20 protein-coding genes are annotated in these 20,634 nt (G+C 63.1%); 6 read left to right on the top strand and 14 right to left on the bottom strand.

Features of this window, described 5'->3' with window-relative positions:
• Window positions 1-6: 6 nt before the first annotated feature.
• The gene (locus tag HJ536_RS11145; protein ID WP_177157748.1) at window positions 7-2,223 is read left to right on the top strand and encodes a histidine kinase N-terminal 7TM domain-containing protein; all 2,217 of its coding nucleotides are present in this window, start codon (window positions 7-9) and stop codon (window positions 2,221-2,223) included.
• Here the strand turns inward: HJ536_RS11145 and HJ536_RS11150 are convergent.
• The 10 genes from HJ536_RS11150 to HJ536_RS11190 all read right to left on the bottom strand — a co-directional run bounded on the left by HJ536_RS11150 (window position 2,217) and on the right by HJ536_RS11190 (window position 12,757).
• Entirely contained in the window at window positions 2,217-4,223 is a 2,007-nt protein-coding gene (locus HJ536_RS11150; RefSeq protein ID WP_177157749.1) for a sensor histidine kinase, read from the bottom strand. The genes HJ536_RS11145 and HJ536_RS11150 overlap by 7 nt on opposite strands.
• Window positions 4,216-5,592: a sigma-54-dependent transcriptional regulator gene (locus HJ536_RS11155; RefSeq protein WP_177157750.1), complete on the bottom strand. Its 1,377-nt coding sequence runs from the start codon at window positions 5,590-5,592 to the stop codon at window positions 4,216-4,218. Before HJ536_RS11155 ends, HJ536_RS11150 begins: the two co-directional genes overlap by 8 nt.
• A 24-nt stretch (window positions 5,593-5,616) precedes the next feature.
• Window positions 5,617-5,742 carry a hypothetical protein gene (locus tag HJ536_RS21105; protein ID WP_265575600.1) on the bottom strand — a complete coding sequence of 42 codons (126 nt, stop codon included), beginning with the start codon at window positions 5,740-5,742 and terminating at the stop codon, window positions 5,617-5,619.
• 18 nt (window positions 5,743-5,760) lie between these two features.
• Complete coding sequence (locus HJ536_RS11160; RefSeq protein ID WP_177157751.1) at window positions 5,761-7,002, bottom strand: formate dehydrogenase subunit gamma; 1,242 nt, start codon at window positions 7,000-7,002, stop codon at window positions 5,761-5,763.
• A 107-nt stretch (window positions 7,003-7,109) separates the two neighbouring features.
• Complete coding sequence (gene fdh3B / locus HJ536_RS11165; protein WP_176853856.1) at window positions 7,110-7,703, bottom strand: formate dehydrogenase FDH3 subunit beta; 594 nt, start codon at window positions 7,701-7,703, stop codon at window positions 7,110-7,112.
• Window positions 7,704-7,714: 11 nt separating this feature from the next.
• Window positions 7,715-10,609, bottom strand: a complete 2,895-nt coding sequence (locus HJ536_RS11170; protein ID WP_177157752.1) for a formate dehydrogenase subunit alpha — start codon at window positions 10,607-10,609, stop codon at window positions 7,715-7,717.
• A 78-nt stretch (window positions 10,610-10,687) separates the two neighbouring features.
• On the bottom strand, window positions 10,688-10,882 hold the full coding sequence (locus HJ536_RS11175; protein WP_176853858.1) for a twin-arginine translocation pathway signal protein: 195 nt from the start codon (window positions 10,880-10,882) through the stop codon (window positions 10,688-10,690).
• 83 nt (window positions 10,883-10,965) lie between these two features.
• Window positions 10,966-11,577 (bottom strand): TorD/DmsD family molecular chaperone, encoded by a 612-nt coding sequence (locus HJ536_RS11180; protein ID WP_177157753.1) that lies wholly within the window; start codon window positions 11,575-11,577, stop codon window positions 10,966-10,968.
• Between the two features lie 8 nt (window positions 11,578-11,585).
• Window positions 11,586-12,194 (bottom strand): DUF3306 domain-containing protein, encoded by a 609-nt coding sequence (locus HJ536_RS11185; RefSeq protein WP_177157754.1) that lies wholly within the window; start codon window positions 12,192-12,194, stop codon window positions 11,586-11,588.
• Entirely contained in the window at window positions 12,194-12,757 is a 564-nt protein-coding gene (locus HJ536_RS11190; RefSeq protein ID WP_228028699.1) for a DUF3305 domain-containing protein, read from the bottom strand. The genes HJ536_RS11185 and HJ536_RS11190 overlap by 1 nt, the downstream gene beginning before the upstream one ends.
• 334 nt (window positions 12,758-13,091) lie before the next feature.
• Here HJ536_RS11190 and HJ536_RS11195 point away from each other — a divergent pair, with 334 nt between their 5' ends.
• Complete coding sequence (locus HJ536_RS11195) at window positions 13,092-15,038, top strand: 4Fe-4S binding protein (RefSeq protein ID WP_177157755.1); 1,947 nt, start codon at window positions 13,092-13,094, stop codon at window positions 15,036-15,038.
• Here HJ536_RS11195 and HJ536_RS11200 read toward each other — a convergent pair.
• On the bottom strand, window positions 15,032-15,772 hold the full coding sequence (locus HJ536_RS11200; protein WP_177157756.1) for a c-type cytochrome: 741 nt from the start codon (window positions 15,770-15,772) through the stop codon (window positions 15,032-15,034). The two genes, HJ536_RS11195 and HJ536_RS11200, sit on opposite strands and share 7 nt — an antisense overlap.
• Before the next feature lie 62 nt (window positions 15,773-15,834).
• Between HJ536_RS11200 and HJ536_RS11205 the strand changes: the two genes are divergently transcribed.
• Genes HJ536_RS11205 through HJ536_RS11220 form a run of 4 tightly spaced genes read left to right on the top strand, consistent with a single transcriptional unit; the run spans window position 15,835 to window position 18,341 of the window.
• Window positions 15,835-16,032: a DUF6494 family protein gene (locus HJ536_RS11205; protein ID WP_176853862.1), complete on the top strand. Its 198-nt coding sequence runs from the start codon at window positions 15,835-15,837 to the stop codon at window positions 16,030-16,032.
• Window positions 16,029-17,093 (top strand): iron-sulfur cluster carrier protein ApbC, encoded by a 1,065-nt coding sequence (gene apbC / locus HJ536_RS11210; RefSeq protein WP_177157757.1) that lies wholly within the window; start codon window positions 16,029-16,031, stop codon window positions 17,091-17,093. Before HJ536_RS11205 ends, apbC begins: the two co-directional genes overlap by 4 nt.
• Window positions 17,090-17,821 (top strand): biotin/lipoate--protein ligase family protein, encoded by a 732-nt coding sequence (locus tag HJ536_RS11215; protein ID WP_177157758.1) that lies wholly within the window; start codon window positions 17,090-17,092, stop codon window positions 17,819-17,821. Before apbC ends, HJ536_RS11215 begins: the two co-directional genes overlap by 4 nt.
• Before the next feature lies 1 nt (window position 17,822).
• The gene (locus HJ536_RS11220) at window positions 17,823-18,341 is read left to right on the top strand and encodes a DUF6505 family protein (RefSeq protein ID WP_177157759.1); all 519 of its coding nucleotides are present in this window, start codon (window positions 17,823-17,825) and stop codon (window positions 18,339-18,341) included.
• Window positions 18,342-18,395: 54 nt separating this feature from the next.
• On the opposite strand, the gene HJ536_RS11225 is transcribed toward HJ536_RS11220, so the two are convergent.
• From HJ536_RS11225 to HJ536_RS11235, 3 genes are read right to left on the bottom strand one after another with little or no spacing between them, the layout of a single operon-like run.
• Complete coding sequence (locus HJ536_RS11225) at window positions 18,396-19,199, bottom strand: ABC transporter substrate-binding protein (RefSeq protein WP_176853866.1); 804 nt, start codon at window positions 19,197-19,199, stop codon at window positions 18,396-18,398.
• Window positions 19,196-19,903, bottom strand: coding sequence for an ATP-binding cassette domain-containing protein (locus tag HJ536_RS11230; protein WP_338082432.1), 708 nt, complete (start codon window positions 19,901-19,903; stop codon window positions 19,196-19,198). Before HJ536_RS11230 ends, HJ536_RS11225 begins: the two co-directional genes overlap by 4 nt.
• Entirely contained in the window at window positions 19,900-20,604 is a 705-nt protein-coding gene (locus HJ536_RS11235; RefSeq protein WP_177157760.1) for an ABC transporter permease, read from the bottom strand. The genes HJ536_RS11230 and HJ536_RS11235 overlap by 4 nt, the downstream gene beginning before the upstream one ends.
• Window positions 20,605-20,634: the final 30 nt, after the last annotated feature.

Raw genomic sequence — 20,634 nt, forward strand, 5'->3', positions numbered from 1 at the left:
TCCGGTTTGCATACGCCTCAGTGTTTCGCCCTGACCGCCCCGCACATGCCCGCCTATGTGGCGATGGCAACCTTTGCCGGCGTGGCTGTCGCAGGGCTGACCGTGCTGCGCAAACGCGAGTTCCACGGCCGCCCCTATTTCCTGATCGGCTTTCTGGCGACCCAAGGCTGGCTCTTGGGGGTTCTGCTGGAACTGCTCAGCAGCGCGCCGGAATGCAAGATGTGGTGGGCAGAGATCAGCTACCTGTTCATCACGCTGCTTCCGACCGCATGGTGCTACTTCCTCTATGACTATTCCCATGCGCGGTCAGACGCGATGAGCCTACCGCGGCTGGCGTCCATGATCGTCTCGCCGTTTGCCATCGTGCTACTGGCCACCACGAACGGCATGCACCACCTGTTCTATCTGGATGGCACAAAGATCATCGAAATAGAGCACGGGATCGCGCTGGAATACCTGCACGGCCCGCTGTTCTATCTGGCGGCGGCCTATCTCTATCTGTTTCTGGTGGCGTCGATCGTCATTGTCCTGCGCAGCCTGATCCGCGCGCAGCCAGCCTTCCGCACCTATTTTCTGACGCTGTTCCTGATGACGCTGATCCCTTCGGCGGGGAACGTGGCCTATGTGGTGTTCGGGATCAGCTTCTATGGCTTTGATCCGACGCCGTTCCTGTTTTCGATGGTGATGATCCTGCTGGTGCGGATGATCCTGACAAACAAGGTTTTCGACATCGCCTCAATTGCCCAGAGCTACATGTTCCTTGATGCCGAGCAGCCCGTCGCCGTGATCGACGAGGATGGCAAGTTCATCGTGACCAACCCGTCCTTCGACATTTTGCGTGCGGAAACCGGCAATGACAGCGCCGTCTATCTGGCCGATTGGGAAGAACTGAACACGCTGGCCTTTGACTATACCCAGCCCAAGGGCAGCCTGCTGGTGGCCGAGGGCCGCAGTTACGAGCTGCGCGTCATCCCCATCGACAAGCCCCTGCGCGGATCGCAAAGCTGTATGGGCTGGATGCTGCTGCTCAAGGACGTGACCGAGGTTTTGCAAAGCAACGCTGAACTGGGCCGCGCCCTGCACCGCGCCGAAAGCGCCAACCGCATGAAATCCCAGTTCATCGCGAACATGAGCCACGAAATCCGCACCCCCTTGAACGGCATTCTGGGCATGGCCGAGGTTCTGTCCCACGAGATCACCTCGCCCCGTCACGCCGAGATGGTCGAAACGATCCGCCAATCCGGCGATGTGCTGCTGAATGTCCTGAACGACATTCTGGACCTGTCCAAGATCGAGGCCGGCAAGCTGGCGCTGATGCCCGAACCCTTTGACCCGCAGGAACTGGTGCGGCGGGCCACGGGCCTGCACCGCCTTGCCGCGGAACGCAAGGACGTGCCCCTGATCGTCGAGATGCCCTCGGGCAACGGTCCGCGGCGCGAGGGCGATCCCATGCGCCTGATGCAGATCCTGAACAACCTGCTGAGCAACGCCACCAAGTTCACGGACAAGGGCTCGATCACCCTCAGGATGGACAACCCTGCGGACGGTAATCTGGTGTTCACCGTGATCGACACGGGCATCGGCATGACCCCCGAGGAAATCACCCGCATATTCGAGGATTTCGAGCAAGCCGACGGCGCGATCACCCGCCGCTATGGGGGCACGGGGTTGGGGATGTCGATCATCCGCCGTCTGGTCACCATGATGAACGGCCGCATCGACGTAACTAGCCGCAAGGGCGCAGGCACCAAGGTCGAGGTCAGCGTGCCTCTGCCGGTCTCAGACGCCTCGGCCGAGGTCCAACAGCCGGAACCGGCGCCCGCGCCCTCGACCATTCTGACGGGCCTGAACGTGCTGGCCGCCGACGACAACGGCACCAACCGCCTGATCCTTGGCAGCCTGCTGAAACGGGCGGGGATGCGCGCGGTTCTGGTCACCAATGGACGCGAGGCGGTCGAGAAATTCCCCGATGGCGAGTGGGACGTGATCCTGCTGGACATCTCGATGCCCGAGATGGACGGCCTGACCGCGCTCGAGGCGATTGACACCATCACCCGCAAAACCGGCCGCAAACGCCCACCCTGCATCGCGATTTCCGCCAACGTCATGGCCGACCAGATTCAGGAATACCTTGGGGCTGGGTTCGATGCCTGCGTGGGCAAACCCTTCCGCAGCACCGACGTTCTGAACACGATCGAAGCCGAACTCGCCCGCCGTCAGTAGGGCAGCTGCTCTTTGATCGGCAGGCGCACGGTAAAGGTCGCCCCCTGCCCTGGCACACTGCTGACAGACACCGAGCCCCCCGCGCGCCGCAGGATGTCGCGGGTGATCGACAGGCCCAGACCGGTGCCCTTGGCCCCCTTGGTGGAATAGAACGGATCAAAGATGCGGGCGCTGACCTCGGGGGTCATGCCCGCGCCGGTGTCCCGCACCTCGAGCACGATCATGGGGCGGGCCCAGCCATCGTCCAGACGGGTGCGGATGTAGATATCTCCGCCCGCAGGCATCGCCTGCACCGCATTGGTGATCAGGTTCACGATAACCTGCTGAAGCTCGGTCTCGTTCATGGACACGTCGCCCGCGCCGTCCAGTTCCAGATGCAGCGCGACGCCCGATTTCGTCAGGATGTGCTGCACCAAGGGCAAGGTCGCCCGCACCACGTTGTCGGGATTGATCCCCTGTTCGGGCAGATCGAATTCCTCGGGGCGGGAAAAGCTGAGTAGCTTGGTCACCAGAATGCTGATGGCCTGAATTTGCTCTTGGATCAGCTTGAACTCGATCCGGTATTCCAGCGCGGCCTCGCCCATGTGGTCCTGAATGACATCGAGGTTGCCTTGGATCACCGCGAGGGGGTTGTTGATCTCGTGGGCGACACCTGCGGTGATCTCGCCCAAGGCGGCCAGCTTTTCCGACAGGATCAGTTGGCGGGTGGTGATTTCCAGCTGCTCGTTGGCCTCTTGCAGATCGGCGGTGCGTTCTGTGACGCGGGTTTCCAGCTCTTCGGCCCAGTTGCGCAGGCGGCGGTCGCGTTCCTGAATCTGGTCCAGCAGGGTGTCCAGATGGGCCGCAAGGCGGGCGATCTCGTCATCCCGACCGGATATTTCGGAACGCGCGCTCAGGTCCCCGCCTTCGACCCGCGCGATGGCGAGGTTCATCCGTTCCAGCGGGCGGAAAATGGATCGGGCAAAGAACAGCAGCACCGGCACCGTCACTGCGATCACCGCAAGGAAGCTGAACCAGATTACCATCTGGGTACGTTGTTCGGCTTGCCGGAACGGTGCCTCTAGGAACCCGACATAGAGCATCCCGATCCGCCGGCCAAAGCTGTCGCGGATGGGCTCGTAGGCCGAGATATACCAGTCGTTCACCACAAAGGCGCGGGCCGTCCACGTGGCGCCCTTTTGCAGGACGCGGTCGCGCACCTCGGCCGAGACGCGGGTACCAAGGGCGCGCTGCCCCTCGAACAGGCGGACGTTGGTGCTGACGCGCACATCGTCCAGAAACAGGGTCGCGGTGCCGTCATTGGCGCCGGTCAGGCTGCCCTCGGGGTAGACCAGATCGTTGATCTCGTCGATGAAACCAAGGTTGCGGTTCAAAAGAACGCCGCCGACCAAGGCGCCGCCGGGCGCAGGGGCCGCCGCGTGCACCACCATCCCCCGCGTTTCCAAGGCGCGGTCCGTGGGCACGGCCCCTTGGGTCGGCAGCAGTTCCAGCCGCGCGCGGGCCGCCAGATCAGGGGACAGGCCCGCCAGATCGGTCTGCGTGAACACATCAATCGCCGCCTGACTGCGCCCGTTCAGGGCCGAATTCACCACCGGCCAGTTGCGCGGATCGGCCACGCCGCCGCCCTGCCCCGCCATCACCACATAGGCCCGCGGCGTCACATAATACAGAAAGTCGAGCCCCATCTTCAGGCGCTCGGCCTCGAGGAACCCGCCCATGGTCGAGGGCGCGCGGGACTGGTCGCGGAACAGGGCGGAGCGGCCCAACGCCTCGATCGCGGCGCTGCGGTCCTGCACCAGACCGTCAAGGTGCTGGCGGGCGACGGTCAGTTCGCCGGATACTTTGGCGGTCAGAACCTCGTTCATCCGGTCGGACCAGCTTTTGACGGCGGTGACCAGCAGCAAGGGCAGCAGGATCAGAATGGGCAAGAGCGCGATCACCAGCAGGCGCGCGCGGACTGTGTTACGAAGGCTTACCGGATTTCTGATGCGTTCAGACATTCCACATGCTGCATTTACGGTCGATCGTCTTGCGGCTGACCCCAAGGCGCCGCGCCGCTTCGGCACGGTTGCCGCCACAGGCCTCCAGCACGCTCAGAATGTGCCGACGTTCGACTGCATGCAAGCTTTCCACGGGCTCGTTGTCGCCGCCATCGGCGCTGCCCGCAAATTCAGGGGGAAATTCCCCAAGGATCAAGGACCGTTCGATCAGGTTCTTCAGCTCGCGCACGTTCCCCTGCCAGTCATAGCGGGCCATGTTCAAGAGCACCTGATCGGTCAATACCAAAGGCTCGACCCCCAGCTGGCGCGAGAATTTTCCCATGAACAGTTCGGCCAGTTCGGGGATGTCGCCCACCCGCTCGCGCAGGGGGGGCATCTGGATATTCACCACGTTGATCCGGTGATAGAGGTCGCGGCGGAAGCGCCCCTCTTCCATCGCGCGGTCCAGATCAGCGTTGGTGGCGAACACAAAGCGCAGGTTCAGGGGCATCTCCCGCTCGGACCCGTGGGGGCGCAGGCTGCCATCCTCGAGCACGCGCAGAAGCTCGCCCTGCATCGGCAGGGGCAGTTCTGCGACCTCATCCAGAAAGATCGTCCCGCCAGAGGCATGAACCAGCAGCCCGTCAGAGCCCGGCTGGGTCGGGTCCCCGAACAGATCGCGCGACAGGCGGTCGGGCGAGATACTGGCGCAGTTGATCGGAACAAAGGGCGCATTGGCTCGGTCCGACATGGCGTGCAGGGTGCGGGCACAGATTTCCTTGCCCGTGCCGCTGGCGCCGGTGAACAGCACCGGCGTGGGCATGGGCGCGACACGTTCCAGCGTCTTGCGAACGCTCTCGATCCCCGGAGAGGTGCCTATCAGGCGGCCACGGGCGGCCAAGCTGTCGGCCTGTAGTTCGTACTTCAGCAAGAAGTTTTCGCGGCGCAGGTATTTCTGCACCATGCAGCGGTTGACCGCGTTCAGGATCTGGTTCGACCGAAAGGGCTTGAGCACAAAATCCGACGCCCCCACCCGCATGGCGTGGATGGCGGTTTCCAGATCGGCATAGGCGGTCATCATGATCGCCTCGGCGAACAGGCCCACTCGGCGCTGCTCGGCCAGCCAGTCCAGCCCGGACTGCCCCGGCATCACGTTATCCAGCAGCACCAGATCAAAGTGGTGCGCGTCCAGCAGCGCGCTGGCCTCTTCGGCGTTGGCGGCGGCCATGACCTTTTTGCAGCGGGGCTCCAGCGTGCGGGTCAGATAGTTCCGCATCCCCGGCTCGTCATCGACGATCAGGATCGACACATGCCGGATCGCACGGTCGATATGAGACTGCGAAGCCCCCTCGGCGGGGGGCTGCGCGGCGGGCTGGGTGCTGGGTGTCATGGCGGGTCCGCTCTGGCTTTTGGCTCAGTCTAACCGAACCGACGGGGCAGATGTAACCTCGTCAATCGCGAAACCGGCGTGGTGCAGGATCTGGTCCGCACCGACCGCAATCACGATGATCCCGACAAAGGCGATGAACATGGCTTTCATATGGGGAACTCCTTGCTCTTATTCCGCGGGGTGACTGTCGTGATAGGCGGGTTTGCCGGTGACTTCCTCGTACCACAGGCCGTGGTGTTCCTTGGCCCATTGTTCGTCTACCTGACCGGACCCCATGGCGTCGAACGCGCCCTCCATCCCGACCGAGCCGATATAGATGTGGCCGATGATCAGCGCCATAAAGACAAAGGCGACGATGGCGTGCCATGCTTGGGCCAGCTGCATCTCGGTCTGGGGGGCCAGATCGGTGGGCAGCGGGTCAAGGCCGACCAGTTGCGGCAGACCCAGATCGTTCAGGTGGTGGAAGGTGGCCGCGAACATCGGCATCTCGAACGGGAACAGCAGCGACAGACCAGAGACCGAGATCGAGGCCCCCAGAAGCACCACGCCCCAAAAGACGACCTTTTGGCCCGCATTGAACTTCTTTGCAGGCGGGTGGACGTTTTTCGAGAAGAGGCCCCCTGCCACCGCGAACCACTTCAGGTCCAGACGGTTCGGGATGTTGTGAGAGACCCACATCACGAACACCATCACCAGACCCAGCATAAAGGCCCAAGAGACGTTGTTGTGGATCCATTTCCCGTAGATCGCGATGGGGGCAAAGGCCTCGTGGCCCAGATAGGGGATGATAAAGAAGCGGCCGAACAGTTGGGTCAGACCGGTCAGAGCCAGCAGGATAAAGCTGCCCGCGATGGTCCAGTGAGCGAACCGTTCGATCCCGATAAAGCGGGTGATGGTTTTGCCCGACTTGCCACCGTCGATCATGATGCGGCCACGGAACAGGAAGAACAGCACCAGAATGCCGATCGTCCCCAGCAGCAGGTAGCCGCCGTAATCCTTGAGCGGCCCTTTGCGGAAGCTCAGCCATTCCATGCCGGTGCTCTGGATGACAACGCTGGTCACGCTGGTGTCGCCCGACGGCCCCTTGGCCGAGGCGCGCACGGTGCCCAGTTCGTCCAGTTCGTTATAGCGGTAGGCCCGCCAGAATTCGGAATCCGACACCCCGCCCCGCGTGCCAAGCTGCCCGTCGATGGGCGCGGCTGTTTCGGGGTTGCCGATGTTGTCGCGGCGGAAGCTGTCGTCCACCTTTTGCTGTTCCTGACGGCGCAGGATATCCGCCAGGGTCTGTGCCCCGCCGGTTTCGGCGCGGGGTTCCCCCGGTGCCGGTACAGTCTGGGCCACAGCCACGCTGGTCAGCCCGACAAAGGCCGCAACCAGCAGGGTTAGAAATTTCGTCGAAATGCGCGCCATTCCCGAAGGTCCCTGAATTCAGAAGATGCGCCCGCGGACTTGGATCGTCCGCGGGCCGCTGGTTTCGTGAACCGCGCCCCTATGGTCGGGGGCGCGGGCCGAACGGATCAGTTCGCCTTGGTCTCGTAGGCGGTGCCCCAGCCCCAAGCGCCGGACCCAAAACCACGGGCCACAACACGCTCGCGGTAGATTGCGGAGACGATGTCGCCGTCACCGGCCAGCAGCGCCTTGGTCGAGCACATTTCAGCACAGATCGGCAGCTTGCCTTCGGCGATACGGTTGCGACCGTATTTCTGGAACTCCTCGACCGAGTTGTCGGCCTCGGGGCCACCAGCGCAGAAGGTACACTTGTCCATCTTGCCGCGGGTACCGAAGTTGCCCGCCTGCGGATACTGCGGCGCGCCAAAGGGGCACGCATAGAAGCAGTAACCACAGCCGATGCACAGATCCTTGGAGTGCAGAACGATGCCGTCCTCGGTCTGGTAGAAGCAGTCGGTCGGGCAGACCGCCATACAGGGCGCGTCCGAACAGTGCATACAAGCGACCGAGATCGACCGCTCGCCGGGTTTGCCGTCGTTGATGGTGATCACACGGCGGCGGTTGATGCCCCACGGCACTTCGTGCTCGTTCTTACAGGCGGTGACGCAGGCGTTACATTCAATGCAGCGCTCGGCATCGCAAAGGAATTTAGCTCTTCCCATAATGTCTCTCCTTAGGCTGCGCTGATCTTGCAGAGCGTTGCTTTGGTTTCCTGCATCAAGGTCACCGAGTCATAGCCGTAGGTCTGTGCGGTGTTGGTGGATTCACCCAGCACATACGGGTCCGAACCGGCAGGATATTTGGACCGCAGGTCCTGACCCTGATAGTGGCCGCCAAAGTGGAACGGCATGAACGCCACCCCTGCTCCGACACGTTCGGTGACCAAGGCCTTGACCTTGACCTTGCCGCCCTCGGGGCCTTCGACCCAGACCATGCCGCCGTCCCGCACACCAAGGTTGTTGGCATCGCGCGGGTTCATCTCGACGAACATTTCCTGCTGGAGTTCTGCCAGCCAAGGGTTCGAGCGGGTCTCGTCGCCGCCGCCTTCGTATTCGACCAGACGACCCGAGGTCAGGATAATCGGGTAATCCTGGCTGAAGTCGTTCTTCTGGATCGAGGCGTACATGGTCGGCAGACGGTACAGCTTGCGGTCTTCGTAGGTCGGGTAGTCTTCGACCAGATCGCGGCGGCTGGTGTACAGGGGCTCGCGGTGCAGCGGGACCGGATCAGGGAAGGTCCAGACCACGCAGCGGGCCTTGGCGTTGCCATAGGGCGCACAGCCATGAGCGATCGCGACGCGCTGGATGCCGCCCGACAGGTCGGTCTTCCAGTTGGTCTTCTCGGCGGCGATCCCCATGATGGTGTCACGCTCTTCTGCGGTCAGATCGCCATCCCAGCCCAGATCCATGAGCATCTGCATGGTGAACTCGGGATAACCATCCTGAATTTCGGACCCTACGGTGTAGGTGCCCTCGGCCAAGAGGTTCTCGCCATTGCGCTCGACACCGTAGCGGGCGCGGAACGGCAGACCGCCGTCCTTCACATGCTTGGAGATGTCATAGAGGTTGGGCGAACCCGGGTGCTTCATCTCGGGGGTGCCCCAGCAGGGCCACGGCAGACCATAGTAATCCCCGTCACAAGGCCCGCCGTTCGCACGGAGCGTGGTCTTGTCAAAGGTGTGCTGGTTGGCCATGTGCGATTTGATGCGCTCGGGCGACTGACCGGTGTAGCCGACGGTCCACATACCGCGGTTGAACTCGCGGGTAATGGATTCGATGTTCGGCGTTTCCGCGTCTTCCATCTCGATGTTACGGAACAGACGGTCGGCAAAGCCGAACTTGTTCGCGAACTTCGCGATGATGACGTGGTCGGGCTTCGATTCAAACAGCGGTGCCACAACCTGATCGCGCCACTGGATCGAGCGGTTCGAGGCGGTGACAGAGCCACGGGTCTCGAACTGGGTGGTCGCGGGCAGCAGGTACACGCCATCGGTGCGGTCATGCAGCACGGCCGAAACGGTGGGGAACGGATCGATCACGACCAGCATGTCGAGCTTTTCCATCGCCGTTTTCATCTCGGTCATACGGGTCTGCGAGTTGGGCGCGTGGCCCCACAGAACCATCGCACGCACGTTGTCGGGCTGGTCGATGTTTTCCTTGTCTTCCAGAACACCGTCGATCCAGCGCGACACCGGAATACCGTTGGTGTTCATCAGGCTGATGTCCTTGCCGTCGGCGTCTTTGCCGGTGGCAAAACGGTCCTTCAGCCAAGCGACATCTTCGCCCCAGACGCGGCACCAGTGGCCCCAAGCGCCATCGGTCAGGCCATAGTAGCCCGGCAGGTCGTGGGACAGAACGCCAAGGTCAGTTGCGCCCTGCACGTTGTCGTGGCCGCGGAAGATGTTGGTGCCGCCGCCCGATACGCCCATGTTGCCCAGAGCCAGCTGCAGGATGCAGTAAGCGCGGGTGTTGTTGTTACCGTTGGTGTGCTGGGTCCCGCCCATACACCAGATCACGGTGCCGGGACGGCTGTTGACCAGGGTGCGCGCCACGCGTTCCATCTGCGCTTCGGGCACGCCGGTGACGCGCTCGACCTCGGCAGGGTTCCACTTGGAGACTTCTTCCTTGATCTGGTCCATGCCCCAGACGCGGGTGCGGATGAACTCTTTGTCCTCCCAACCGTTCTCGAAGATGTGCCAGAGCAGACCCCAGACCAGCGCCACGTCGGTGCCGGGACGGAAGCGCACATACTCGTCCGCGTGGGCCGCGGTACGGGTGAAGCGCGGATCGCAGACGATCAGGGGCGCGTTGTTTTCCTCTTTGGCCTTCAGGACGTGCAACAGCGAGACGGGGTGCGCCTCGGCCGGGTTGCCGCCGATGATAAAGATCGCCTTGGAGTTATGGATGTCGTTGTAGCTGTTGGTCATGGCGCCGTAGCCCCATGTGTTCGCAACGCCCGCAACGGTGGTCGAGTGGCAGATACGTGCCTGATGGTCCACGTTGTTCGTGCCCCAGTAGGCGGCGAACTTGCGGAACATATAGGCCTGCTCGTTGTTGTGCTTGGCCGAACCCAGCCAGTACACGCTGTCGGGGCCGCTTTCATCGCGGATCGACAGCATCTTGTCGCCGATCTCGTTGATGGCGTCTTCCCAGCTGATGCGGACCCACTCGCCTGCGACCTTTTTCATGGGGTACTTAAGGCGGCGTTCACCATGCGCGTGCTCGCGGACCGAGGCCCCTTTGGCGCAGTGAGCGCCGAGGTTGAACGGGCTGTCATAGCCGGGCTCCTGCCCGATCCAGACGCCGTTATCGACCTCTGCCACAACGGTACAACCGACCGAACAGTGGGTGCAGACGGTTTTCACGGCGTCCACGGCGCGCGCCACGCTTTCTTGCGCGTCGGCCTTGGTCACAGTGCCACCGGTCACCCCGAGGGCGGTCAGACCGCCGATCGCCAGACCGGACCCACGCAGGAATGCGCGGCGGTCGACGGTTTTCTCTGCGACTGCAGACAGGAGCGAGGCGCGCTGGGTGGTGCGGGCGACTCCGTTCGTCTTCTTTCTTAACATTTTTACCTCCCCTTGCTGGCAGGGGCCACTGGCCCCGTGCGCGTGCTAGGTATTTTGATCCGTGATCCGGACCGGCGCTTAGAAGCGGGCGGTCTGGTAGTAGGCGCGGGTCTGCGCGGTATCCTGAAGACCCGAAGCGGGCTTGGCCTCGGTGGCGGCTTCGGCACTGGTCGCGCCCGTTGCCACGGCGGCCACGGCAGCAGGCGCAGTGGTCGCTGCCAGTTTCAGGAAATCGCGGCGGCTGGACGTCTTGTCCTTGCGCGTTTCTGACATCGTGGGTGTCCTCCTGTTTCGCGGCCCCGTGGGGCCAGACTGGGTGCCGCGGGCCGGTGTGGCCCGAAGCGGTGGTGGTGTGCTCAGTTTCCGGCCAGCCGGAAGGCTTCGCTTTCGATCTGCATGAAAACCCGTCCCACAGTGCCAACCGGCGTGTAGAAGACCGAGTTTTGAGCCCGCTCCAGATCCGCAAAGAAGGGACCGGCCCAAGGCGCGATATGACGGTTAAAGAAGGTCTGCTGCTGGCCGATGCTGGCGGGCGCGCCAAAGCGTCCCTCGATCAGGCCGGCCATCATCTCCATCAGGCTGGCGATGTTGTCTTCGGGTTCATAGACGTTGGGCGCGCGGCGGATCTGCTGCTCGGCCATGTCGCGGCGCAGCTGTGCCAGCGGCTTTTCGTTCAGAAAGCCGGTCATGTAATAGCTGGCATAGGGCAGCAGCTCGCCGCGGCCGATGCCGATGAACAGGGTGTTGAACTCGCGCTCGACCGATTTGGCGGTGGACTTGCTGGCAAGGGTCGCCAGCGTCTGGACGCCCTGCCCCAGATCGGTGTCATCGCCGGTCAGCTTGGCGCACTGGCGCAGCAAGCCATCCGACGGCGGGTTGGCCAGCAATGCGGCCAGAAAGTCATAGAGCTCGGCCCGAAGGCGGTCTTCGGGGGCGATCTCGGGGGTTTTAACGGCGGCCTGCGTCATGAGCGTCCTCAGTGGCTGTCGGCGAAAACAAACCGCATGTGGCGGCGCGGCATGGGCTGCGCGCCGTCATCCTGCGGGGTGTCGGTGAATGCGGGTGTTGCGGGCGCCTCGGCCTCGGGGGCGTCGGCGATCATTTCGGGGGCCTCTTGGGGCGCGGGCTCTTCGGCCACGGGCTCTGGCGCGAGCTGGGGGTTGGCAAGGGCCTCGGCCTGACGGGCCAGTTCCTGAACGTGGGCCAACATGCCCTTCCCCACCTGATAGGCGGTCTTCATATCGGGCATGACGGTCGCCACGTCGGTGTAATCCTCGGCGTGGTCCACCAGACCGTCCAGGTTCGCCAGCACGGGGTTCGACACCCACAGCTTGCGCAGCGCGCGGTTGCGCAGGCGCGCAGGCACCGCGCGGGACATAAAGGCAGTGAAATCGTCGCCAGCCTGCAGGCTGTCCGGATCGGGCAGACCCAGTTCGACCAGAAGCTCTTCGTCGGTCTTTTCCGCCTCGGTCTTGGCGCGCAGGGTTTCGGCCTGCACTTCGGCGATGCGGGCGGCCTCGGCAACCTCTGCCTCAGCTTCGGCGCGAACGGCGGCGCGGCGACGGCTCCAGAAGTCAGCGCCCATCAGTTCAGCCTCCCCGAAGAGTTGCGGGGCGCACGGAACACATCCGAAGTCTGACGGATGCGGATATCGCCCTTGCCATCCTCGACCAGATCGACACGCTTCTTGTCGCGGCGGCGCTTGATGAACTCTTCCTCGACGTGGTGGGTCTCGACGAAGTCGCGCAGCCACGCGATCATAGGCACGGGCATCGGGACCAGTTCCACCAGCCCCTCGCCGCTTTCGTTATAGCCCTGCCCCTCATAGGCATTGGCGGTGATCAGCTTGGGCGTCCAAGGGCAATCATTCACGGGGCTCTCGGCGTCCTTCATCACCACATAGATGCTGGGGACCCGCGCGTTCAGCGTCACGCGATAGGAGTCTGTGTCGGACGAGAACACCATCAGGTTCATCGTGGCCGCGTGGTAATCCACCACATCGCCGTCGCGGCGCAGCTCGCGCCACTCGGCCGGACCTGCGCCGGGGATCAAGGCCACAGGACGCCATATCCATTTCACCCAACGCGTCACGCCGGGCTGCTTCCGGATGATCAGGCCGACAGGCATGGTGTCAGTGATCAATGCCATCTTGGATATGTTCCCCCCTGTTCGGTGTACTGTTGCACACTCTTGCCTCCTTTGATGCCCAAGGCGGCTTCGAACTGTCCAACGCAAATCGCAACAACGGCTACACTTTCGGAAAAGCATCTAGCGCTCGGGACAAAATGTCCACTTTGTCCATTCGGCCAAAAATTTGGCCTAGACGAATTGTCCAGATTTCAAATCCCTTGTTTTTTAGTCGGACATTTTCGTGTGGAAATCGGCTCGAATCACCACATTTCCGGCTTTACGGAGACGGGGGAAACGTGCCTAGCTGCCCCCTGCACCGACCGGCCAGACCCGCCAGCAAGGGGAGAGGGTGATGACTAAGCAACTGATTTTGTGTGATTGTTCAGGCTCGCAAACCATAGATGCGGATGTGATCGGGCGGGCCACCGGTCTGACCTGTTCGCGCATCCACACCGCCCTTTGCACCCGCGAGGCCGAGGCCGCCGCCAAGGCCATTTCGGCCGGAAATGCCATCATCGCCTGCCAGCAAGAGGCCCAAAGGTTTGACGAACTGGCAACCGAATTGTCAGCAGAGCCCCCGATTTTTGTCGATATTCGCGACCGCGCGGGCTGGAACGATGATAAAAACGCCAGTGCCAAAATGGCCGCGTTGGTCGCCGAAAGCCTGATCCCCGCCCCCGCCGCCAAGACAGTGGACGTGGTTTCCGAAGGGATGTGCCTGATCATCGGCGCAGGCGCGGTCGCCCTGCCCGCCGCCGAAAAGCTGGCTGATGCTTTGGCCGTGACGGTGCTGCTGACCGATGACGCGGACCTGCCCCTGACCCGCGCCTATGAGGTGGTGCGCGGCAAGTTGACCAAAGCGACGGGCACCTTTGGCGATTTCAAATTGCGGATCGACGGGTTCCAGATGCTGAATCCCGCGGGCCGCGGCGAGTTCACCCTGACCGCCCCCCGCGACGGGGCTGAAACCCGCTGCGATGTGATCGTTGACCTCAGCGGAGCGACTTCCTTGTTCCCCGCACCCCACAAGCGCGACGGCTATCTGCGCGCCGATCCGGGCAGCCAGCCTGCGGTGGCAGACGTGATCGCTCAGGCCCGCGAGATGGTCGGTACCTTTGAAAAGACGCTGTATCTGTCGCTGGAACCACACCTCTGCGCTCATTCGCGCGCGGAACAAACCGGCTGCACCCGCTGTCTGGACATCTGCCCGACCGGCGCGATCTTTCCCGCGGGCGAGCATGTGGACGTGGATCCCATGGTCTGCGCGGGTTGCGGCGCGTGCGCGTCACTGTGCCCCTCTGGCGCGATCAAGTACGATGCCCCGCCCGTCAGCTACATCCTGACCCGTATCCGCACCTTGGCCGAAACCTATGCCAAGGCGGGCGGCAAAGCGCCCCGCCTCTTGGTCCACGATGATCATGGGGCCGAGATGATCAGCCTGTCCGCCCGCTTTGGCCGCGGCCTGCCTGCGGATGTAATCCCCCTGTCGATCTCTGCTCTGGCCGAGTTCGGACACGCCGAAATGCTGGCCGCCTTGGTCAGTGGGTTCGCTAGCGTCCAGATCCTGCCGAGCCCCCGCACCGAGCGTGACCCCATCAACCGCGAGATCGCCCTAGCGAACGCCATGGGCGGCGATGCGCGCCTGTCTCTGATTGACGTGGATACGCCCGACTCTCTGAGCGACGCGCTCTATGGTACTGAAATCACGCCGATCATCGTCGCGCCCAAGTTGATGATGGGTGACCGCCGCCAAGTGGCCCGTGTCGCCGCCAAGGCCCTGCTGCCCGATGATCAACCCGTGGCCCTGCCCGCCGGTGCGCCCTATGGCGCGACTATGGTGAACAAAGACGCCTGCACCCTGTGCCTGTCCTGTGTGTCTCTTTGCCCCTCGGGCGCGCTGGTCGACAACCCCGACAAGCCCGAGTTGCGCTTCCAAGAAGATGCCTGCCTGCAATGCGGCATCTGCACCACCATCTGCCCCGAGAAGGCGATCACCCTAGAGCCGCGCTTCAACCCCTCGGACGAGGCGATGAAGCTGGTCACCCTGAACGAAGAAGAACCCTTCTGCTGCATCGAATGCGGCAAACCCTTTGGCGTGAAATCCACGGTCGAGAAGATCATGGAGAAGCTGGCGGGCAAGCATTCCATGTTCGAAGGGAACGGCGCAGGCCGCCTGATCCAGATGTGCGACACCTGCCGCATTCAGGCCCAGTATCACAACCAATCGAACCCGTTCGCATCAGCTGATCGTCCGATGGTCCGCACCACCGACGACTACCTGAAGCGCCGCGATCACTGATGCTGCACCTCTGCCCCAAGGTCCGCAGGCTGAACCGTCTGCACATAGGCCAGCAGGTCGTTAAACTCGTCCACGGTGATCTCTACCGGAACGAGCGACGGCGGCCTGCGCGGATCGAACGGGGCGGTCATATCCTCTATCTGGATAAAGGATGGGTGCGGATTGAGCAGGTAGAACTGCGCGAACCGGTCCACCCAATCGGGGATCGCCTTCAAAGCCATAAAGGACGGGGTCGAGCCGATGGAACTGCGATCCTCGGGCGCGATTTTATGGCAACGGGTGCAGTGGCTGCCCGCGACCGCGCGGCCCTTTTCGACATTGCCCTCGAAGGCGACCGCGTTGGTTTCGGCCTGTACAGTGACAGCCGCGAACGGCTCCCCGCTCTGTTCGGCATAGGTCAGAACGGTGTTGATCCCCACCTCGGACGTCAGCCAATCCACAAACTTCGCCGCCGGATCGCTGCCGGTCAGCACGTCGATGCCGTAAATCGCGTCACCGTACTGGAAAACCGGCGCCCCCAGACCCGCCTCCAAGGCCACATCGGGGGCCAAGTCGGGGTCAACGCGCCTTCCGGTCTTGAGGGCAAAGCGCGGCAGGATATAGTCAAGCAAACCCGAGGAATGCAGCGCCGGATCGGCTTGCAAACCAAAGGTCCGCAGCTCTTGGGCCGTGGCGGGGCGCACCATCAGCGCCGCCAGCATCAGGCCAGCCAGTATTCCAGTGGTCCGTTCCATGGACCAAGTATGGACTGCCGCGCCCTTGGGTCAACGGAATTTGAAACAAACAGGAGACGCCAATGGATGACGATCTGAACATGTCGATCCGCAAATTTCTCAAGCAGGTCGGTGTGACCTCGCAGCAGGCCATCGAAGAGGCCCTGCGCGCCGAGGGTGTGGATGCGTCCAAGGCCCATGCCGTGAAGATGACCCTGACCATCGAGGATCTGGGTGTCGAGCACGTCGTCACCGGCGAAATCAAAGGAAAACAAGCATGAGCGTCACCCGCGAGGACGTTCTGAACGTTCTGAAAACTGTCAAAGACCCCGTATCCGGCAAAGATCTGGTCGAGGCGGGTCTGGTCCGCGCCCTGACCGTGGACGAAAATGGCGCCCGCTTTGTGATGGAGATTGATCCGGCCAAAGCGTCGGTTCTGGAAACCGCCCGCGCCGAGGCCGAAGCCAAGCTGAAGGGCATGGGGATCGAGAAGGTCTCGGTCGCGATGACCGCGCACTCTGCCGCACCGAAGCCACCGGAACTGAAGGGCACCGCCCGCCCTAAACCCGCTGGCCCCGAGGCCATTCCGGGTGTCGCCCGCATCATCGCCGTCGCCTCTGGCAAGGGCGGCGTGGGCAAATCGACGGTGTCGGCGAACCTTGCCACCGCCTTGGCCGCCGAAGGGCGCAAGGTCGGCCTGTTGGACGCCGACGTTTACGGCCCCAGCCAGCCGCGCATGCTGGGGGTCACTGGCCGTCCGGCATCCCCCGATAACAAGACCATTCTGCCCCTGCGCAACCACGGCGTCACCATGATGTCGCTGGGTCTGATGATCCAAGAGGACGAAGCGGTCGTCTGGCGCGGCCCCATGTTGATGGGTGCCCTGCAACAGATGCTGTTTCAGGTGCAGTGGGGCGCGTTGGACGTGCTGATCGTCGACCTGCCGCCGGGCACCGGTGACGTGCAGATGACCCTTGCACAAAAGACCAACCTGAACGGCGCGATCGTGGTCTCGACCCCGCAAGACATCGCCCTGCTGGACGCCCGCAAAGGGATCGACATGTTCAAGAAACTGAACGTCCCGATCTATGGCCTGATCGAGAACATGAGCACCCACATCTGTTCAAACTGCGGCCACGAAGAGCATATCTTTGGCCACGGCGGTGTCGCGAAAGAGGCCGAGAAGATGGGCGTACCCCTGCTGGCCGAAGTGCCCCTGCATCTGGATATCCGCACAGCATCGGACGGCGGCGCGCCCATCGTGGTCAGCCAGCCCGACAGCCCGCAGGCGCAAGTCTTCCGCGGGATCGCCAAGCAACTGATCGCGGACGGCCGCGCATGATCCGCGTTGCGCCTCAGTTTCCGCCTTTGATCAAGGGGATGGCCGCTGGTCCGGCCAACCCTCTGACCATTGCCACTGCCGAGGCGCAGCGGGGCACCGACGCGGGCCTTCTGGTCTGGTCCCTAACCGATGACCGGATGCGCGCCGCGCTGGTGCTGGCCCCTGAAACGCCCCTGTCCCATGCCGCCTCCGCGCTGGTCGCCTGCGGCGTGGGTCTGCAAAACGCCCTTGGCGTGCTGGTCCCGCCGGAAACCGCTGTCCATCTGGAATGGGCGGGCGGCATTCGGCTGAATGGCGGTCATGCGGGGGGTATGCGCCTCTATTCCAGCACGCAAAACCCTGACGAGACGCCCGATTGGCTGATCGTCTCGCTGGAACTCACCATGCGCCTGCCCGACAAGGCCGAGATCGAGCCCGGTGAAACCCCCGACTGGACCGCGCTTGACCAAGAGGGCGCGGGCGAAGTGGACCCCATCGACCTCCTGGAAGGTTGGTCCAAGCATTCGCTGATCTGGCTGAACGAGTTGGACCACCCGAACGGGCTGAAAACGCTGTATCGCGAATGGCGCGGGCTGGTCTGGAAGCTGGGGGAGGACACCGCCGTGTCCCTGCCCGGTGAGCGGATCGGCGGACGGTTCCTTGGCGTTGACGAAAACTTCGGGATGATCCTGAAAATAGGCGAGGTCACCCGCCTGATCCCCCTGACCACCTTGGCCGAAAGGGTCTGACATGTACCTTGCCCGCGCGATCCATTTTGACGAAAGCGACCGCAACGTCTTCCACTGTCCTGCGCGGACGGGGGAATGGTGCATTTCGGGGGGCTTCGAGTTCTCCAACTGGGGCGACGGCGATCTGGTCGGCAAAGCGCGCCAAGCCTTTGCCAATGGCTGGCTGGGGCTGGAGACCTTTGGCCGCGTGACATTCGTGGCTGTGACGCGGATCGAGCAGGCCGAATACGACGCGCTGGTCCAGTCGCTGGCCGCGCATTTCGTGCAGGTCTACGGCGCGCCGAACCTAGAGGCCGCCCTGCCCGTCGCCGCCGAGGAACTGGTCCAGATGTCAGAGCTGTGCGCTGACCACAATCCCAACACCGTGCTGACCGTCCTGCGCGAATTGACCGATGCGGGCGTGCGCGAACAGTACCGGTTCCTGGAGCCGTCCGATGCGGGGCTGGAGCAATTCGCCATCCACGGTTCGCTGGATGACGACGACCATGTGCATGGGCCGGGCTGCGGCCACGACCACTGAGCGCATAAAAAAGGGGCCCCTCGCAGGGCCCCTAAATCGTTTCAGCGCAACCTATTAGCGCGCAGCGTTATAGACGAACAGCTGCTGGCCCGCGATCTGGTAGCCCTCGATCAGTTCTTTGGCGGTGTCGCTCAGCAGCCATGCTTCGAGCTGGTCCACCAGTTCCGACTTCACGTGGGGGTGCTTTTCGGGGTTCACGGGCAGATAGGCGTACTGGTTGAACAGGATCGGGTCGCCTTCGAAGACGATGCCCAGATCACCCTTGTTGGCAAAGTTCAGCCAGCTTGCGCGGTCCGCCATGATATAGGCGTCCATGCCAGCGGCGGTGTTCAGCGCAGCGCCCATGCCCTGACCAACGGCTTTGTACCAGTCACCTGCGGGCTCGATACCGGCGGCTTTCCACAGCTTCAGCTCCATCTTGTGGGTGCCGCTGTCGTCGCCGCGGCTGACAAAGGGGGCCTGCGTGTCGGCGATGGCTTTCAGCGCATCGGTGGCTTTCTCGGCGTCATGGGCTTTGGCGGGGTCCGCCTGCGGGCCAACGAAGATAAAGTCGTTGTACATGATTTCGGTGCGGTGGGTGCCGTTGCCCTCGGCCAGCCATTTCTCTTCGGCGGCTTTCGAATGCACCAGAACCGCGTCAACGTCACCGGCTGCGCCCAGTGCCAGCGCCTGACCCGTGCCGACGATCAGCAGTTGCACGTCGATGCCGGTGTCCTCTTTGACCTTGGGCAGCAGAACATCCGCCAGACCCGAGTTCGCGAACGACGTGGTGACCGCCATTTTCATTTCCTCGGCCATGGCCGCGGTGGTGGTCAACAGGGCCGCAACAGTGCCCAGAACAATGGACTTGAACTTCATAGTAAAATCTCTCCCTTGAGATAGGCCTTTGCCTCGGCCGTGCGGGGCGACCGGAAAAAGTCGTCCCCGTTTGATTGCTCCACCAGCTTGCCTGCGTGGAGGAAAAGCACATCATCCGCCAGCCTGCGCGCCTGCCCCATATCGTGGGTGGACATCAGGATGCGGGTGCCACCGGCCTTGATCCGGTGGAGGATTTCTTCAATTTCCTTGACCGAGCGGCCATCGAGGTTGGCGCAAGGCTCGTCCAGAAACAGAATGCGCGGGCGGCGCATCAGGGCACGGGCCAGCGCCATTTTCTGCTTCTCGCCCCCGGACAGGAAAGTCACCGCTTGGTCGAGGTTTACGGTCAACCCGACCTCGGCCGCATGAGCGCGGGCCTGTTCGCGGGCCTGCGTCCGGCTGACCCCGTCCAGCAGCAAGGGATAGGCGATACAGTCCAGCACAGAGCGGCGCATCAGCACCGGCGTCTGGAACACAAAGCCCTGACTGCGGCCGTCCGCGTCCTTTGGATCGGTCCAATGGACATCGCCGGTGTTCACACGCTCCAGCCCGTGCAGGACGCGCAAGAGGGTCGTCTTGCCCGCCCCGTTCGGCCCCATCAGGATCGTCAGCCCGCCCCCGTTCAGAGTGGCATCCAGCGGCCCCAGAATGGTGCGGCCACGGCGGCGCACAGTCACGCCGGACAGAGAGACCCAACCGCTCACCAGCGCGCCCCCCGTTCGGTCCGGCTGATGAAATGCAGCCCGAGGTTCACAAGGATCGCCAACCCGATCAGGACAAAGCCCAAGGCCAACGCCATGTCGAACTCTCCCTTACCCGTCTCCAGCGCGATGGCGGTTGTCAGGACGCGAGTGGCGTGGTCGATGTTGCCGCCGACGATCATGATCGCGCCGACCTCTCCGATCGCGCGGCCGAAACCGGCGAGAGAGGCCGTCATCAACGCGCGGCGCCCGTCCCAGAGCAGGGTCTTGATCCGTTGCAGGCGGGTGGCTTGCAGGGAAATCAGTAGGTCATGGTAGTCGGCCCACAAATCGCGGATCGCCTGATGGGCGACCGAAGCAATGATCGGCGTGATGATGATGACCTGCGCGATGACCATGGCCGTGGGCGTAAACAACAGCCCCAACACGCCCAAAGGGCCAGAGCGCGAGAACAGCACATAGACGATCAGCCCCACCACCACCGGCGGCAGCCCCATCAGCGCGTTCAGGATCGCAATCACAAACCGGCGGGCAGGAAAGCGGTTCACCGCCAGCCAGGCCCCCAAGGGCAGCCCGATGCACGATGCCACCACGGTTGCCCCCAAAGACACACGCAAGGAAAGGGCCGTAATCTCGACCAGATCAGGGTTCAGGGTCGCGACGAGTCGCGCCGCCTGCCACAAACCTTCTCCGATCGAATTCATCTTCCGTCACACCATGCATTGTTGGTCCAC

The organism is Donghicola mangrovi (assembly GCF_013377535.1).
In the GTDB taxonomy this organism is placed as follows: domain Bacteria; phylum Pseudomonadota; class Alphaproteobacteria; order Rhodobacterales; family Rhodobacteraceae; genus Donghicola; species Donghicola mangrovi.

Bases quoted from the DNA above. Each gene is read 5' to 3' on its own strand.
- HJ536_RS11150 (WP_177157749.1), bottom strand. From the start codon at position 4,223: ATGTCTGAACGCATCAGAAATCCGGTAAGCCTTCGTAACACAGTCCGC.
- HJ536_RS11155 (WP_177157750.1), bottom strand. From the start codon at position 5,592: ATGACACCCAGCACCCAGCCCGCCGCGCAGCCCCCCGCCGAGGGGGCT.
- HJ536_RS21105 (WP_265575600.1), bottom strand. From the start codon at position 5,742: ATGAAAGCCATGTTCATCGCCTTTGTCGGGATCATCGTGATTGCGGTC.
- HJ536_RS11160 (WP_177157751.1), bottom strand. From the start codon at position 7,002: ATGGCGCGCATTTCGACGAAATTTCTAACCCTGCTGGTTGCGGCCTTT.
- fdh3B (WP_176853856.1), bottom strand. From the start codon at position 7,703: ATGGGAAGAGCTAAATTCCTTTGCGATGCCGAGCGCTGCATTGAATGT.
- HJ536_RS11170 (WP_177157752.1), bottom strand. From the start codon at position 10,609: ATGTTAAGAAAGAAGACGAACGGAGTCGCCCGCACCACCCAGCGCGCC.
- HJ536_RS11175 (WP_176853858.1), bottom strand. From the start codon at position 10,882: ATGTCAGAAACGCGCAAGGACAAGACGTCCAGCCGCCGCGATTTCCTG.
- HJ536_RS11180 (WP_177157753.1), bottom strand. From the start codon at position 11,577: ATGACGCAGGCCGCCGTTAAAACCCCCGAGATCGCCCCCGAAGACCGC.
- HJ536_RS11185 (WP_177157754.1), bottom strand. From the start codon at position 12,194: ATGGGCGCTGACTTCTGGAGCCGTCGCCGCGCCGCCGTTCGCGCCGAA.
- HJ536_RS11190 (WP_228028699.1), bottom strand. From the start codon at position 12,757: ATGGCATTGATCACTGACACCATGCCTGTCGGCCTGATCATCCGGAAG.
- HJ536_RS11195 (WP_177157755.1), top strand. From the start codon at position 13,092: ATGACTAAGCAACTGATTTTGTGTGATTGTTCAGGCTCGCAAACCATA.
- HJ536_RS11200 (WP_177157756.1), bottom strand. From the start codon at position 15,772: ATGGAACGGACCACTGGAATACTGGCTGGCCTGATGCTGGCGGCGCTG.
- HJ536_RS11205 (WP_176853862.1), top strand. From the start codon at position 15,835: ATGGATGACGATCTGAACATGTCGATCCGCAAATTTCTCAAGCAGGTC.
- apbC (WP_177157757.1), top strand. From the start codon at position 16,029: ATGAGCGTCACCCGCGAGGACGTTCTGAACGTTCTGAAAACTGTCAAA.
- HJ536_RS11215 (WP_177157758.1), top strand. From the start codon at position 17,090: ATGATCCGCGTTGCGCCTCAGTTTCCGCCTTTGATCAAGGGGATGGCC.
- HJ536_RS11220 (WP_177157759.1), top strand. From the start codon at position 17,823: ATGTACCTTGCCCGCGCGATCCATTTTGACGAAAGCGACCGCAACGTC.
- HJ536_RS11225 (WP_176853866.1), bottom strand. From the start codon at position 19,199: ATGAAGTTCAAGTCCATTGTTCTGGGCACTGTTGCGGCCCTGTTGACC.
- HJ536_RS11235 (WP_177157760.1), bottom strand. From the start codon at position 20,604: ATGAATTCGATCGGAGAAGGTTTGTGGCAGGCGGCGCGACTCGTCGCG.